At 63.5% G+C, this 14734-nt stretch carries 13 protein-coding genes; 8 read left to right on the top strand and 5 right to left on the bottom strand.

Translation table 11 applies throughout. The features are described from left to right. Positions 1-2 precede the first annotated feature (2 nt). From STE01S_RS16050 to STE01S_RS20465, 4 genes are all read left to right on the top strand, one after another. The gene (locus STE01S_RS16050; protein WP_062769574.1) at positions 3-3131 is read left to right on the top strand and encodes a multidrug efflux RND transporter permease subunit; all 3129 of its coding nucleotides are present in this window, start codon (positions 3-5) and stop codon (positions 3129-3131) included. Positions 3132-3133: 2 nt separating this feature from the next. Next, the gene (locus STE01S_RS16045) at positions 3134-4528 is read left to right on the top strand and encodes an efflux transporter outer membrane subunit (protein WP_062769571.1); all 1395 of its coding nucleotides are present in this window, start codon (positions 3134-3136) and stop codon (positions 4526-4528) included. A gap of 31 nt (positions 4529-4559) precedes the next feature. Further along, positions 4560-4889, top strand: a complete 330-nt coding sequence (locus STE01S_RS16040) for an SMR family transporter (RefSeq protein ID WP_062769650.1) — start codon at positions 4560-4562, stop codon at positions 4887-4889. 144 nt (positions 4890-5033) lie between these two features. Next, entirely contained in the window at positions 5034-5390 is a 357-nt protein-coding gene (locus STE01S_RS20465) for a hypothetical protein (RefSeq protein WP_162928302.1), read from the top strand. Between the two features lie 168 nt (positions 5391-5558). Here STE01S_RS20465 and STE01S_RS16030 read toward each other — a convergent pair whose 3' ends face one another. The 3 genes from STE01S_RS16030 to STE01S_RS20860 form a co-directional block, all read right to left on the bottom strand. Continuing rightward, entirely contained in the window at positions 5559-6200 is a 642-nt protein-coding gene (locus tag STE01S_RS16030) for a DUF4198 domain-containing protein (protein ID WP_255265988.1), read from the bottom strand. Positions 6201-6343: 143 nt separating this feature from the next. Continuing rightward, positions 6344-8512 (bottom strand): TonB-dependent siderophore receptor, encoded by a 2169-nt coding sequence (locus STE01S_RS16025; protein ID WP_062769565.1) that lies wholly within the window; start codon positions 8510-8512, stop codon positions 6344-6346. Between the two features lie 308 nt (positions 8513-8820). Beyond that, positions 8821-8961, bottom strand: a complete 141-nt coding sequence (locus STE01S_RS20860; protein ID WP_082813378.1) for an energy transducer TonB — start codon at positions 8959-8961, stop codon at positions 8821-8823. Here STE01S_RS20860 and STE01S_RS20855 point away from each other — a divergent pair. Both STE01S_RS20855 and STE01S_RS16020 read left to right on the top strand, forming a co-directional pair. Then, positions 8893-9132 (top strand): hypothetical protein, encoded by a 240-nt coding sequence (locus STE01S_RS20855; protein ID WP_255265994.1) that lies wholly within the window; start codon positions 8893-8895, stop codon positions 9130-9132. The genes STE01S_RS20860 and STE01S_RS20855 overlap by 69 nt on opposite strands. Further along, entirely contained in the window at positions 9132-9407 is a 276-nt protein-coding gene (locus STE01S_RS16020; RefSeq protein ID WP_062769562.1) for an HU family DNA-binding protein, read from the top strand. Before STE01S_RS20855 ends, STE01S_RS16020 begins: the two co-directional genes overlap by 1 nt. A gap of 53 nt (positions 9408-9460) precedes the next feature. Here STE01S_RS16020 and STE01S_RS16015 read toward each other — a convergent pair whose 3' ends face one another. Next, positions 9461-10474 (bottom strand): pyridoxamine 5'-phosphate oxidase family protein, encoded by a 1014-nt coding sequence (locus STE01S_RS16015; protein ID WP_062769559.1) that lies wholly within the window; start codon positions 10472-10474, stop codon positions 9461-9463. Then, a complete protein-coding gene (locus tag STE01S_RS16010) occupies positions 10471-10872 on the bottom strand; it encodes a hypothetical protein (protein ID WP_062769556.1) in 402 nt (133 codons plus the stop codon). The genes STE01S_RS16015 and STE01S_RS16010 overlap by 4 nt, the downstream gene beginning before the upstream one ends. Positions 10873-11304: 432 nt before the next feature. On the opposite strand from STE01S_RS16010, the gene STE01S_RS16005 reads away from it, so the two are divergent. Together STE01S_RS16005 and STE01S_RS16000 are read left to right on the top strand one after the other, a co-directional pair. Continuing rightward, on the top strand, positions 11305-12810 hold the full coding sequence (locus tag STE01S_RS16005) for an MFS transporter (protein WP_062769553.1): 1506 nt from the start codon (positions 11305-11307) through the stop codon (positions 12808-12810). Next, positions 12800-14596 (top strand): ABC transporter ATP-binding protein, encoded by a 1797-nt coding sequence (locus STE01S_RS16000; protein ID WP_062769550.1) that lies wholly within the window; start codon positions 12800-12802, stop codon positions 14594-14596. The genes STE01S_RS16005 and STE01S_RS16000 overlap by 11 nt, the downstream gene beginning before the upstream one ends. The last annotated feature ends 138 nt before the right edge of the window (positions 14597-14734 follow it).

Genomic DNA, 14734 nt, shown 5'->3' with positions numbered 1-14734 from the left:
CCATGCCTCGCTTCTTCATCGATCGGCCGATCTTCGCCTGGGTGATCGCGATCGTCATCGCGCTTGGCGGCATCCTCGCGATCCCGCGCCTCGCGACCGAGCGCTATCCTCAGATCGCGCCGCCCAGCATCAGCATCTACGTGACCTATCCCGGCGCCACCCCGCAGACGCTCAATGACAGCGTCGTGGGCCTCATCGAACGTGAACTGTCGAGCGTTCGCAATCTGCTCTATTTCGAGAGCTCGGCCGACGCATCGGGCTCGGCCTCGATCACCGCGACGTTCAAGCCCGGCACGGACCCCGAGCTTGCCCAGGTCGACGTCCAGAATCGTCTGAAGGCGGTCGAGCCCCGCCTGCCGCAGGTTGTCCGTCAAACGGGGCTTTTCGTGGAAGCAGCTTCGGCGGGCTTCCTCATGCTCGTCAATATCGGGTCGCAGGGCGGCCAGTATGACGAGGTGACACTGGGCGACTACGCCGTGCGCAACGTGGCGGACGAGCTCAAGCGATTGCCCGGTGTCGCGCGGATCCAGGTGTTCGCCACCGAGCGGGCGATGCGGATCTGGGTCGATCCTGCGCAACTGATTTCCTACGGCCTCGCGATGGGCGACATCACGGCCGCCATCGCCGCCCAGAACGTCCAGATCGCTCCGGGCGCAATCGGGTCCGAACCGACCGTGGGGCAGCAACGGGTCACGGTGCCGCTCACCGCCGAGGGCCAGCTGCAGACCCCCGAGGAGTTCCGGCAGATCGTTCTGCGCGCCAACCCCGACGGATCGAGCGTGCTGCTCGGTGACGTCGCGCGCGTGGAATCAGGACCGCAGAACTTCGCCTATTCGGCTAAGTCGAACGGCCGTCCTGTCGCCACGCTCGCGGTCCAGCTCTCGCCAGGAGCGAATGCCGTCGCGACATCGGCCGCTGTTCAGGCGAGGATGACGGAGCTTGCCCGCTCGATGCCGACGGGCATGACCTGGTCGGCGCCGTTCGACACGGCACCGTTCGTCCGCATCTCGATTGAGAAAGTGGTGCAGACCTTGGCCGAGGCGATGGTGCTGGTGTTCCTCGTCATGTTCCTGTTCCTCCAGAAGATCCGCTACACGCTCATCCCGGCGATCGTCGCCCCGATCGCGCTCCTCGGCACGTTCACCGTGATGCTGGCGGCCGGCTTCTCGATCAATGTGCTCACCATGTTTGGCATGGTGCTGGCGATCGGCATCATCGTCGATGACGCCATCGTGGTCGTCGAGAATGTCGAGCGGATCATGGCCGAGGAAGGGCTTGCGCCGCGGGAGGCCACCGCCAAGGCCATGCAGGAGATCACGGGCGCGGTGATCGGCATCACGCTCGTGCTCTCGGCGGTGTTCCTCCCCATGGCGATGGCGAGCGGCTCCGTGGGCGCGATCTACCGCCAGTTCGCGCTCGCGATGACGATCTCGATCCTTTTCTCCGCCTTCCTGGCGCTGACGCTCACGCCGGCGCTGTGTGCGACCTTGCTCAAGCCGGTTGCCGGGTATGGGGGGAAGAACCGGTTCTTCGCCTGGTTCGACCGCTCCTTCGACCGGCTGGCGGACGGGTATCAGGGTTGGGTCGCTCGGCTGATCAAACGGTCGGGCAGAATGATGGCCGCGTTCGCGGTCGTCGTCGGCCTGCTCGGCTTCGCCTTTGTGAAGCTGCCCTCCGCATTTCTGCCCGAAGAGGATCAAGGCTATTTCTTGACCTCAATCCAGCTCCCCGCGGACGCGACGGCCAGCCGCACCTGGGAGGCGATCGGCGTGCTCGAGCGTCACAACGCCGGCCGCCCCGCCATCCAGTCGAGTGAGAGCATGCAAGGGTTCAGCTTTTCCGGCAGCGGCCCCAATGCGGCCTTGATGTATGTGGTCCTCAAGGACTGGGGCGAGCGGGGCGACGCCACCGCCGCCGATGAAGCGGCAAGGGCCAACCGCGCGGCCGCGACGATCCTGGAAGGCACGGTCACCAATCTGCTGCCCCCCTCGATCGACGAGCTCGGCACCACGTCCGGCTTCGCGCTCAGGCTCGAGGATCGGGCGGGACGCGGCAGCGCGGCGCTCATGGCGGCACAAGACCGGCTGCTGGCGCTCGCCGCCCGAAGCGAGGTAGTGACCGGCGTCTATCCCGACGGCTTGCCGCCCGGCAGCAGCATCAGGCTCGTCATCGACCGGCAGAAGGCTCGGGCGATGGGCGTTCCGTTCGCTGCGATCGCCGATACGCTGTCCGGTGCGATCGGATCGTCCTACGTCAATGATTATCCGAACCAGGGCCGCGTCCAGCAGGTGATCGTCCAAGCCGACGCGGCGTCGCGGATGAAGCTCGACGACGTGCTGAACCTCCACGTCCGCAATACCGCCGGCAACATGGTGCCCTTGTCCGAGCTGATCACGCCGCGCTGGGAACGAACGCCGCTCCAGCTGACGCGCTACAACGGCTACCCTGCCACCCGCATCTCCGGTTCGGCAGCGGAAGGCCGGTCGAGCGGTGCGGCGATGCGCGAGATGGAACGCCTAGCTGCCCAGCTTCCCCCCGGCTTCGCGATCGAGTGGACCGGCCAGTCGCTCCAAGAGAAGGAGGCGGGCGCACAGGCCCCGATGCTGCTGGCCCTATCGATGCTGGTCGTATTCCTCGTCCTCGCGGCTCTTTACGAAAGCTGGTCGATTCCCTTGTCGGTCATGCTGGTCGTGCCCCTGGGGCTGATCGGAGCCGTCGCCGCGGTCATGCTGCGTGGGCTTCCCAACGACGTGTTCTTCAAGGTCGGCCTGATCACCATCATCGGCCTCAGCGCCAAGAATGCAGTCCTCATCGTCGAGTTCGCCAGGACCGCACGGATGCAGGGCAAGACGACGGCACAGGCCGTGATCGAGGCGGCTCGCCTGCGGCTGCGCCCGATCCTGATGACCAGCCTCGCCTTCACGCTCGGCGTGGTGCCGCTGATGATCGCCGGCGGGGCAAGCAAGGAGACGCAGCAGGCGATCGGGACCGGCGTGTTCGGCGGCATGATCAGCGCCACCGTTCTCGCCATCTTCTTCGTGCCGGTGTTCTTCGTCGTGGTTCTCGGTCTCGTCGAGCGGCTCGTTCGGCCGAGGCGTGGCGACGGTCTGGCCGCGGACAGGGAAGACTGACGATGCGTGCATTCGCTCTGCCCGCCATTCTGCTCATCGCCGCTTGCTCGATGAACCCGAAGCTCGAGCGTCCCGCACTTCCCGTCGCGCCTACCTTCTCGGGCGCCGCGACGAATGAACCAGCGAGCGCGGCGGCGATCGAGTGGCGGGACATGTTTCGCGATCCGCGCCTTCAGCGGCTGATCGCGCTCGCGCTCGACAATAATCGCGACCTGCGGATCGCCGCGCTCAACGTTGAAGCCGCGCGTGCGCAATCCCGGATCGCGCGCGGCGCCCAGCTCCCGGTTTTTGACGCGGCGGGCAATTATACGCGGGAGCGAATGCCGATCGAGACGAACGCCGGCGCAGCCGGACGGACCGGTCGCAGCGAGTTCGGTCAGTTCAGGGCCCAGGTGGCATTGACCAGTTTCGAGATCGACCTGTTCGGCCGCTTGCGCTCGCAGAGCGAGGCGGCGTTCGAGCGCTACCTCGCCTCCGCGGAAGGACGCCGCGCCGCCAGGATCGCGCTCATCGGCGGCGTGGTCGATGCCTATCTCGACGAGCGCCTGGCGGAGGAGCAGCTGGCCTTGACGGAGCGCACGCTCGTCGCCTGGCGCGGCTCCCTCGCCATCACGCGCCGCCTCAGAGCCGCCGATCAGACCAGCGGTCTTGAGGTGAGCGAGGCAGAGGGGCTGGTGCGGCAGGCCGAAGCGGACCGCGAGGCGCGGACCCGCGGACGGGCACAGGCGGTGAACCAGCTCCAGTTTCTCGTCGGCGCCCCTCTTCCCCCCGAGCTCCCACCGCCAATCCCTCTGATGGGGCAACCAATCCTGACTACGCTGCCCGCCGGGCTCCCGTCCGAGCTGCTCGCGAACCGGCCGGACATCCGCCAGGCCGAGCATGAGCTGATCGCCGCCAATGCCGACGTGGGCGCTGCGCGCGCGGCTTTCTTTCCGCGTCTGTCGATCACGGGGTTGCTGGGGATGGCGAGCCCCACGTTTGACGGGCTGTTCGAAGGCGCGGGCGGCAGCTGGTCGTTCGTACCCCAGATCACCAACCCGATCTTCCGCGGCGGTGCCCTGCGTGGTGAACTGCGACTGTCCAGGGTTCGCAAGTCGATAGCGGTCGCGCAATATGAACGCGCGATCCAGGCGGCCTTTCGCGAAGTCTCCGACGGGCTCGCAGGCCGCGCGACCTATGCCCGCCAGTCGCAGGCCCAAAGCGCCGCCGTCGATGCGGCGGGGCGAAGAACATCGCTGGCGAACCTGCGCTATCGGGCCGGCGTCGACAGCCGCCTGGAACTCCTGGACGCACAGCGCAGCGAATATGCCGCGCGCCGGACGCTGCTCGATCTCAAGCGCGAGGAGCTGTTATCCGCGAGCGGACTTTATCGCGCTCTTGGCGGGGGCGATCGTTGAACGAGGTCGCACGATCACGAAGGAGCAGGACGTGCATTATGTTTATCTCACAATAGCGATCGCCGCCGAGGTCATCGCTACGTCCTTTCTGAGACTGTCCGACGGGTTCACGAAGCCCCTGCCCACGCTCATCGTGCTTTGCGGCTACGCGGTGGCCTTCTATCTTCTGTCGCTGACCTTGAGGACGATGCCGACTGGCGTGGTCTATGCGATCTGGTCGGGCGCCGGGATCGTGCTGATCGCGGCGATCGCCTGGATATTCCAAGGCCAGCGGTTGGACCTCCCCGCGATGCTGGGCATGGCTCTCATCCTCGCCGGCGTGGTCGTGCTGAACGTCTTTTCGCGCGTCGTGCCCCACTGACGAACGCTCGGCGGGCCGCACTCACCGGATCGATGGCGAGGCCATGCTAAGCCGGCAGGGTCGATCGAAGAGAACCTGATACTTGGCTGTCGGGGTGCTATGTTTCGCGAGAACCGCGTAGTCGAGAAGCGAAGGCAGCGAGTAATGTCAGAAGCACCGCAGGAACAGAACGGAACATACCTTGTCAGCGTCTCTGAAAGCGGCCTGTCGGTGCGAATCAATGGTAAGCGCCATTCCATCACTTGGGCGAAGGTTTCCAGTATTGCGGCAGGAGCATCGAAGCGGGATGGCAACCTGGTGTTCGTTGCGATCGGCATTGACGGAGAAGATGGCGAGCGCAGCCTGATCGTCGGCGAGAATGATCCGATCTGGATCGATTTGCTCGCGCTGCTGCATGTTTGCCTGCCTGTCGCGCCATTGGAGGCGTGGGCCGCGGGCATTGCCGCCATTCCTGGAGCCTACACCCTTTATCGGCGCTCGGCGCACGCCAAGATGGAATAACGAGCACAAACTATTGTCGAAAAAGACCGGCTGAATTACGCACAGCCTTAGGGTTGAGAGCCGAGCCAGAGACAAAAGCTCTTTGCGTCCAGTGACGTGCTCCCCCGAAACTCCGCCAGCCCAGTGCCGAAGAATTCAGATCGTTATTCTGTCTTCTGCGTCCCTTACCTAGTCCGCGAATGTCAACGTTGAGGTATGAATGACGCTTGCTACATCCTGCCCGCCCAGCTTCGCCGCCTTTTCCTCGGTATGCGACGTGCTGACGAGATAGCGGCCAACACCCTGCTGCGGCACCTCAAATTCGCCCTTGTCATCGGATACGAAGGCTTTTTGCCAGCGATCCGGTGTGATGACCGTAACCTTCGCGCCGGGCAGAGGCTTGCCCCGGAACATCACTACGAGCCGCTTCGCTCCAGCGGTCACAGGAACCAGTTCCAAATCCAGTGCCGCGTTTGTCTCGGCGAGACCGCTGCGCGCGTAGAAAATGGCGCCCTGCATAGTTTCCCCCGACTTCCAGGGCGCGAAGACAGCATCGTCACGGACGCGGACGTCGCCGGGACCCACTTCCGCCTCGATATGATTGGATCGGCGAATCAGCGGGACCGGCCTGCTGGAGCTTCCGACGAACTGCGGCCTCTGCAGGTGATGAAATTCGGGGTCGCCGGCGTCCGGCATCACCTCCGCCGGCTCGCCCAAATAGATGCGCGCAGGCCCCGTCGCATTGCGCTCGATCCAAACTTCATGCGCAGCTGCGGGGTTGCCCGCGAGTGCTACGACCAGAGCAAACAGGTAGCTCGTACTCTTCATCATCTGGCTCCATTTCTAGTTTTGCGTCACGTTAATGCCGGCTCGACAACGACTAGCGCGGCAGTCCAGTCAGGTGGCCGGGCCGCGGGAGTTGGCGGATTGCGATAGATTCTAACTTCCGGTTCGACGCATCACGCCCAACCAGATTAGAATTTGTAATTGGCGCTGAGGGTGAAGTTCCGCGGCGCGCCATAGCGATACTGGCTGTAGAATCCGATCTGAGCGTAATAGGTTTTGTCGAACAGGTTCTCGAGATTGGCCTGGACCGAGAACGTTTCGTTCACCGCCAGGCGACCCATCAAGCTCACCAACGCGTAGCCGTCCTGCTGGAAGCGGAACGGCGCGTTCGTCACCGGGTTGCTGCCGACCGAATAGGCCTTGCTGCGGTAATTCACCCCGCCGCCAAAGGTCAGTCCATGCAGCACGTCGGGTAGCGTGTAAGTGGTGAACAGCTTCATCAGCTTGCGCGGCTGTTCCACGGCGATCGCATTGCCGGCCGCATCCTTGGCGGTGAACTGGCTGTAGCCGAAGTTGACGTTCCAGTTCTCGAGCGGGCTGCCGTTGATCTCGACTTCGAAGCCTTTGCTCTTCGTTCCTTGGGCGGCGCGATAGAGCTGTTGCGGCAGTCCGCCACCGGGAGGCGAAACGGGTGCGCCGTCGATGACGGCCAAATTGTCTTGCTCTATCTGGAAGAGTGCAACCGATGTTTGCAATCTCTCGCCAAAAAAGGCGCTCTTCAACCCAATTTCATAAGCGTTCCCCTCGAGCGGATCGAGCTGCCGGAAATTGCGATCGAGCGCGCCCTGGGGCTGGAAGATTTTCGTATAGCTCGCATAAAGGCGATGGTTTGGCGCGACGTCGTACAGCGCGCCGAGATAAGGGATAAAAACATTGTCGTCGCCGTAATCGCTGGCGACGCCATAGCTGATGCCCTGCTGCTTCCAGCTGGCCAAGCGTCCGCCGCCGATCACCTTGAGGCTGTCGGCCAGATTGATGCGTAGCGCGCCGTACAGACCGGTCTGCTTGATCCGCTCTTCGACCGCACGGAATGGCGTGGTCGAAAAGTTGGGGCGGGGAAATGTCCGGCTGGTCGCGTTTGCGAACTGGACGTTCTGTCGGGACGCCTCGGCGGGCGCCGCGAACGTATCGGTGCGACGCTTCTGAAGGCTCGTCAAACCGCCCAGAACCAGTTCGTGGTCGCGTCCGAACAGGCTCACGGCGCCTTTCAACTGTGCGTCGAAGCTGTTCTGTAAGCTAACCCCGTCGTCACTATAGGCGTTACTGCCTTGGATCGTCCCGGTCGCCTTATCGACATGGCCAAACAGATAGAGAATTTCGGTTTGCTGCGCGTTCTTGAGGCGGTTGTAGTTGGCGACGATGCTCCAGCGGTCGCCGAGATCCTGCTTGATGCTGGCGAAGATGTTCTGATTGGTGGTGTCCCAGTAGGTCCAATCCGCAGTCGGACTTTTCGACCTCGGCCACACCGCGAACGTCCCGTCGCTATAGAAGGTCGGGAGATTCCCCCAGGACGGAGCGTCCTTGTCGGTTTGCTGGTGGCTGATGCCAGCACGGAGCAATGTACTATCGGTCAGATCGGCGTCTACTGTGCCGTACAGCACGTACTTCTTGTTGTGAAAGAGGTCGATGAAGCTGTCACCTTGTTCATAGCGGCCGACCGCACGGACACGCACGCGCCCATCGGACGTCACCGCGCCGCCAATGTCGGCCGACCCGCGCCACGTGCTCCAGCTGCCGTAGCTGCCGTTGACGTAGCCGGCCAGGTCCTTGCTTGTGGCATGCTTCCGGACGAAGTTCACCGAAGCGGAGGGATCGCCGGCGCCGGTCAAAAGGCCGGTCGCGCCGCGCACGATTTCAACGCGATCATAGATCGAGACGTCGGCGCTCGTCTCTCCCGCGCCACCGGCGAGCGTCCAGGCGAGTGGAATGCCGTCATATTGGAAATTGCGGATTTCGAAACCGCGCGCGTAAAACTGGTTACGAATGTCGTCGAGCTGGTTAACGGAGATACCTACGCCATTGGCCAGTACGTCCGCGGCGGTGATCAGATTCTGGTCGAGAATGCGCTGCGCGGTAACAATCGTGACCGACTGCGGGGTCTCACGTACCGTCAGACCGAGGCCTGTGGCCGTGTCGATCTTGTCAGGCAGAGTGTAGCGTCCCGTAACGACGATATCGACGTCTGCGTGCCCTTCCGTCGTGTTTCGAGTCTTTTCTTCCTCTGTAGTCTGCGCGACCGCTGGAAGCGCCGATACTACGAACGCGGGTCCGAGGATTAGCGCTGTCTTAAGTCTCAATTTATGTCCCCACGTTCCAATAGATGAACGCCAGTCTCGGCGGAACGAGTATCTCCTCGCTGCTATTGATTCGCAATAGCGCACCTAAGACTTTTGTGGCGGGGGTGTGTAGGTTCCGTGGAGCGAGCAGAGCCTTCAGTGGGAGGCGCGACACCCGCACCGCATCACTAACTTACCTTCGTTCATGTCCCGAGAAAAACGTCGCGATTAGAAGGTGCAAACAGGCATCCGATTCGAGGATCTTGAGCCCAAAGGGGCCGTCGTCTCCTTCAACCCAGTGTACGCCGCCCCCTCCGCAACATCTACGATCAGCATCCGCATGGTGGACTTGTCGTTGACAAATTGAGATCCAGGAAGCGGTTGAGCCTATCGAGCGCAGCTTGATCGAGGTCGTAAGAGCCGGACTTCTTAACGATGGCAGACGACAGCACCATCCCCGACCGGTTCATCTTGAAACGAACATAGACGGTGCCTTGCTGGCGTGCGGCGCTGAGCCATTCGCGCTGATCGGTGTGATGCTTTGCTCGAATCGCCGTCGCACTGGCGCACCAGCGGTGACGACGACCACGGTTGCGGATAAACCTCGCGAGCGAATCAACATCAAGGAAGTGGTGAAGTAATGAACAACAGTGAACTCGCCGATAAGCTGGCCGCCGACCATGGCGTCGCCAAAGCGGACGCCCGCAGGTTCGTCGACGCGATCTTCACTGCGATCGGCGATGCCGCCGCCAAGGGCGACGAAATCGCGCTCAATGGATTCGGAAAGTTCAAGGTGAAGGACAGCCCGGCGCGCGAGGGCCGTAATCCCGCCACCGGTGAGGCCATGACGATCAAGGCCTCGAAGAAACTCGCATTCGCGCCAGCCAAGGCAATCAAGGACAAGCTGAACGGCTGAGGTGCGCATGGGAGAGGCCCTCCCGTCGGGCTAGGCGTGAGTCTCAGCCGAGCCTAGTAGAGGTTGTCCTTATAGTCCTTTTCCAGGCCTTTCTTCAGGAGCCCGGTGACCCCGGGTACCGAGAGGCTGGCGCGGGCCAAGGTGGGGCCGATGCCCCTGACCTTGTTGAGCTTGATATGCTCGACGAACAATGTGGCCGGATCGATGTCGCTTTCGGCATCGGCCGGCCACAGGTTCGCGCGCTCCAGCGCGGGACTCGCGCACATCTCAATACAGCTGATGTCCACTCGAATTGCGAGCTGCGGCGTCTTGTCCTGCACGGTGAGGCGCGCGCGAGCGGCTTCGTCGGTCGTCAGCCGGGCCTCGCCGCGTAGTACGGCGACGTGCGAGGAGCCTGGGATAAGGAGCGCGAGCGCGACATGCGCTCTGTCGAGGATATTGCGAAAACTGTCGACACGGCGGTTGCCCGGACGATCGGCGAACCAGAGGGTGTCGCCGTCGAGTTGCGCCAGGCAGCCGGCAGGATCCCCTTTCGGGCTGAGGTCGGCGTGACCCTCCGCGCCGATTGTCGCCAGCGCCAGGAACCGGCTTCGCGCGACAAAGGCCGCTATGTCGTCCTGCGTGCCCGCGATCGGTTGCGCCGACCACAGCTCGGAGCGGATCAGCGCCTTGGCGCAATGGCCGTAACACTCCTCCACCGTGATGCGGATTTTCTCGGCGTCGACGCCGGTCACCCGACCGTTGACGCGCAATGTCTCGCCGATGCCGGGCAGTAGGAACAGCGAACCGAACCCGGCGCCCGACCGCGCGAGCGTGGGATCGTCGAGAAGCGCGATCGGCAGCTGCAGTTCTCGTGCATCGCCGACGGCGAAACCAGGGATGCCGCCGGCCAGCGTGACGCCGACGCCGGATCCGCCACCGACTGCAGCGAACATGACGGGCGACTGACTGATCCAGCGGAGCGCACCGGCGTCAAGATGATCGATGACCTTGAGGTGCATTGGCGGTGGAGTCTTGCCGATCACGCTTTCCAGTGCCTCGACCGTGCTGATCGCGGCCCCGCTCATTGCAGCGTCCCTGACGCAGGCTGGCCGAGCGTGAGCGCCACCATGATCCGTGCCGAGCAAAGCGCGCAGTCGAGCGTCGCCGCTCGTCTTCTCGGACAGTTCAGGCATTGGCGGGGTATGGAGCCGTTCACCAAGCCGAGCAGAAGATGCTCGTCGTCGGACAACGTCAGCGCCTCACCGACCGCCATCGGCCGACCGAGCGCCGCTTCATAAAATAGACAGAGGCTGTCGAGCACCGGCGCAAGAATCGCGCATTCGTGCCGGTCGAGTGTCCGGCTCAGGCAAGGCTGGACCGATCGCCCGTTGTCGCGCGCTTCCCGCCAGCACCGCGCGGCGTCGATCAGAATCGCTGGAACGCCCCTCGTCTCGAACGCGTGTGCCGGGAAATTGCGGGCCATGCTTTGTCCTTCCTACGCTGCCCCTCTCATCGCTTATTGCGAATTACTCGCAACTACTAGCTCTCGATGATGACTTCGACAAGTCGGAATGAAGGCTTCAACCGGACAAGCAATGGCTAGAGCAAATCGAGCGTAGGGCACCAGCAACCGCGAGGACCGACTCACGCGCAAACGAGTACCAGGTGCTCCGAACGTGCGGCGCCTCGATTTCCTTATCATTTTGGAGAAAGCCGGGCCTCTCACGGAGACCAGTCAGTGTCGCTAGCAGCGGTATGAATGCTCAAACCTAACCGATGCGGACCCGCAAGATCTCCACGCAATCGCCATACTTGCTCCACGAACCCTCCGCGAAAGAAGTGCATCTAGAGGGACGCCAAGATGAACCTACCGCGTTGGCCCGTGGACCCAGCAACGAGAAATTCGGTGATTTTCATGGCATCCGCGAACCGGTGGCTAGTTCTGGCCATCGTATCCTTAGCTTTGTTCCTGATCGTCATCGACATGACGGTGCTCTATACGGCGCTGCCCAGCCTTACGCGGGACCTCGGCGCGTCCGCGGCGGAAAAGCTCTGGATCGTCAACGCCTATCCGCTCGTGGTCGCGGGGCTCGTACCTGGGCTCGGCACGCTCGGCGACCGGCTTGGCCATAAGAAGCTCTTCATCGGCGGACTCGTGGTCTTCGGGCTCGCGTCGCTGGCCGCCGCTTATGCATGGGCGCCGTCTGTTTTGATCGCGGCGCGGGTCCTGCTTGCGATCGGTGCGGCGATGATGATGCCGGCGACTCTCTCGATAATCCGGCTGACCTTTCACGACGAACGCGAGCGTTCGCTGGCGATCGGGATCTGGGCGGCGGTCGCCTCCGGCGGCGCGGCGTTCGGTCCCATCGTTGGCGGTTTGCTGCTTGAATATTTCTGGTGGGGATCGGTCTTCCTGATCAACCTGCCGATCGTGATCATCGCTCTTGTGCTCGGCGTGGCCGTCATCCCGGCCGCATCGGCACGTAGCAATCGCCCCTGGGATCTGATCGCCTCGGTCCAGATCATGACGGGCCTGGTCGGGGTCGCCTACGCGATCAAGGAACTCGCAAAACCCGCCCCGTCCTATGCGGCGATGGGGACGGCCGCGTTCATCGGCGTTCTGGCGCTCATCCTGTTCGTTCGCCGGCAGAACCGCTCCGCGCATCCGCTGATCGATTTCAAACTGTTCCGCGACGGCGGCTTCTCGGCGGGCGTTGCGACGGCGCTGATCGCTTCGCTCGCGATCATCGGGGTCGAGCTCGTGGTCAGCCAGCGGCTCCAGCTCGTTCTCGAGCTGTCGCCGCTCCAGGCCGGTCTCTTCATCCTGCCGGTTCCGCTTGGCGCGTTCGTCGGCGGTCCGCTGGCTGGTATCCTGCTGCCGCGCTGGGGTGGCGCGGTCATCCTCTGGCGCGCCATGCTGTTGGCCGCCATCGGGCTTGGGGGATATTTCTTTCTGTTCGAGGCAGCCGCGATCTACCAGATCGCGAGCCTTGCGGCACTGGGGATGGGAGCCGGCACCGCGATGACCGCCGCATCGAGCATGATCATGCTGTCGGCGCCGTCGGATCGCGCCGGAATGGCGGCGTCCGTCGAGGAAGTGTCCTATGAGCTGGGCGGGACGTTCGGCATCGCCATCCTCGGCAGCCTGCTGTCGGCGGTCTATTCGGCTTCGCTCGTCCTGCCTGTGTCGTTGGGAGCGCCCGACCTCGCTTATGACGGGCTCGATCAGGCGCTGATGGTCGCCGAACGATTGGATGGCGCCTCGGCAGACGACCTCCGGACGCTCGCGCGCGCCGCGTTCGACGAAGCGTTCGTCGTCGTAATCGGCGTTGCGGCGGCAATCCTTATCGCAACGGCCCTCCTCATCCGGCTGAACACAGGTCGGATCACCGCCGGGCGGGAGATGAAACATGACAAATGAGAACCACGAACAGGACGACGACCTTGATTATGACGCGCTAGCGGCGAAGCATGTGTCGCTGCGGCGCGTGCTCGGGCTGTTCAAAGCCTATCGCGGCCGCCTGGCCGTCATCCTCGCCCTCATCCTCTTGTCATCGGCAGTGGGGATCGCCGCGCCCTTCCTGCTGCGCGCCATCATCGACGAGGCGCTTCCCGCCGGCGATCTGAACCTGCTGGCGCTGCTGGCCGGCGGTCTGATCGCGATTTCCTGCGTCGGCACCGCCGTCGGCGTCCTCCAGGTGCTGATCACCTCGAAGGTCGGCCAGTCGATCATGCACGATCTCAGGGTGCGGGTGTACGCACATCTGCAATCCCTCTCCCTCGGCTTCTTCACCACGGCCCGGACGGGTGAGGTCCAGTCCCGTATCGCCAGCGACATCGGCGGACTGCAGGCGCTCGTCACCCACACCGCCAGCGAACTGACGCGCAACGTCAGTGTGGTGGTGATGACCATCATCGCCATGCTGGCGCTGGAATGGCGGCTGGCGCTGTTCTCCTTCCTCGTCCTGCCGCTCGCCGTCTGGATCAGTCATCGCGTCGGGCAGTTGCGTGAAGAACTCACCTACGAGCAGCAGCTGCGGATCGCCGACATGTCCTCGGCGGTGCAGGAATCGCTGTCGATATCCGGCATCATCCTGGCGCGCACCATGGGCCGCACCGGACATCTGACGCGGCGGTTCATTCACACCTCGCAAGGCGTCGCAGACCTCGAGACGCGATCGCATACCGCGGGCCAATGGCAATGGGCGATTATCGACCTGGTGCTTCAGGCGCTGCCGGCGCTCACCCTTTTGCTCGGCGGCCTGTTGATGAGCCAGGGCGCCACCGCAGTGACGATCGGCACGCTGGTCGCCATGATCGCGCTCCAGGAGCAGCTTCTCTGGCCGCTCGAAGAAGTGCTGGAATCCGGCGTCGAGATGAGAACGACCCGGGCCCTGTTCGCGCGCATCTTCGAATATCTCGACCGGCCGGTCGAGATCCGCGAGCGGTCGGACCCGGTCGTTCTCGACCGCGACGGGATACGTGGCGCCGTGCGCGTCCACGATGTCACCTTCGCCTATGACAAATCTGAGCCGCCGACGATCGACGGCGTCTCGATTGACATCCCAGCCGGGTCGCACACCGCGATCGTCGGCGCCACCGGCTCGGGGAAGACCACGCTCGGCTATCTCCTTGCACGGCTGTACGATGTGGATTCAGGCTCGATCAGCTATGACGGCGTCGATGTCCGCGATCTGAGCTTTGAGTCCTTGAACGACTCGCTCGGCGTGGTCACGCAGGATCCTTACCTGTTCAACGCGACCATCGCCGAAAATCTGCGCTTCGCCAAACCGGACGCGACCGATGAAGAGTTGATCGCGGCCGCCAGGATCGCGCAAATCGACGACATGATCGCCTCGCTTCCGGAGGGCTATGGCACTTTGGTCGGAGAACGCGGCTATCGCTTTTCCGGCGGTGAGAAGCAGCGCCTCGCGCTGGCGCGGACGATCCTGCGCAATCCGCATGTCCTTTTGTTGGACGAGGCGACCAGCGCCCTCGACCCCACGACCGAGCGAGCGATGTCGCAGGCGCTCGAAACCCTGGCCAGGGATCGCACCACCATCACCATTGCGCATCGGCTTTCGACCGTCCGGCACGCCAACCAGATCATCGTCATGCAGAAGGGGCGCGTGGTCGAGAGCGGCGATCATGATGCGTTGCTCAAGATTGGCGGCGTGTACGCAGAGCTGGTGCGGTCGACGCACTGAAGTTGCCTTCGCCGCTCATTCAAGCAGCGCCATGCAGGCTCGTCGGGCCGCTCTCCCGATACTTCGCGACTTGGAACGCGCTCCCATCCGGAACGTGAAAAGCCGCGGCGGCCGCGCGCGCCATGACGCAAAGCCCGC

Origin of the sequence: Sphingopyxis terrae subsp. terrae NBRC 15098, assembly GCF_001598815.1 — a bacterium.
Lineage (GTDB): Bacteria > Pseudomonadota > Alphaproteobacteria > Sphingomonadales > Sphingomonadaceae > Sphingopyxis > Sphingopyxis terrae.
Note: the sequence above shows the minus strand (reverse complement) of the source record. Positions and strands in the feature narration are given on the sequence as shown.

Excerpts from the sequence above, each read along its gene's own strand:
- STE01S_RS16050 (WP_062769574.1), top strand. The coding sequence starts at position 3 with ATGCCTCGCTTCTTCATCGATCGGCCGATCTTCGCCTGGGTGATCGCG.
- STE01S_RS16045 (WP_062769571.1), top strand. The coding sequence starts at position 3,134 with ATGCGTGCATTCGCTCTGCCCGCCATTCTGCTCATCGCCGCTTGCTCG.
- STE01S_RS20465 (WP_162928302.1), top strand. The coding sequence starts at position 5,034 with ATGTCAGAAGCACCGCAGGAACAGAACGGAACATACCTTGTCAGCGTC.
- STE01S_RS16030 (WP_255265988.1), bottom strand. The coding sequence starts at position 6,200 with ATGATGAAGAGTACGAGCTACCTGTTTGCTCTGGTCGTAGCACTCGCG.
- STE01S_RS20860 (WP_082813378.1), bottom strand. The coding sequence starts at position 8,961 with ATGAACCGGTCGGGGATGGTGCTGTCGTCTGCCATCGTTAAGAAGTCC.
- STE01S_RS16020 (WP_062769562.1), top strand. The coding sequence starts at position 9,132 with ATGAACAACAGTGAACTCGCCGATAAGCTGGCCGCCGACCATGGCGTC.
- STE01S_RS16015 (WP_062769559.1), bottom strand. The coding sequence starts at position 10,474 with ATGAGCGGGGCCGCGATCAGCACGGTCGAGGCACTGGAAAGCGTGATC.
- STE01S_RS16010 (WP_062769556.1), bottom strand. The coding sequence starts at position 10,872 with ATGGCCCGCAATTTCCCGGCACACGCGTTCGAGACGAGGGGCGTTCCA.
- STE01S_RS16005 (WP_062769553.1), top strand. The coding sequence starts at position 11,305 with ATGGCATCCGCGAACCGGTGGCTAGTTCTGGCCATCGTATCCTTAGCT.
- STE01S_RS16000 (WP_062769550.1), top strand. The coding sequence starts at position 12,800 with ATGACAAATGAGAACCACGAACAGGACGACGACCTTGATTATGACGCG.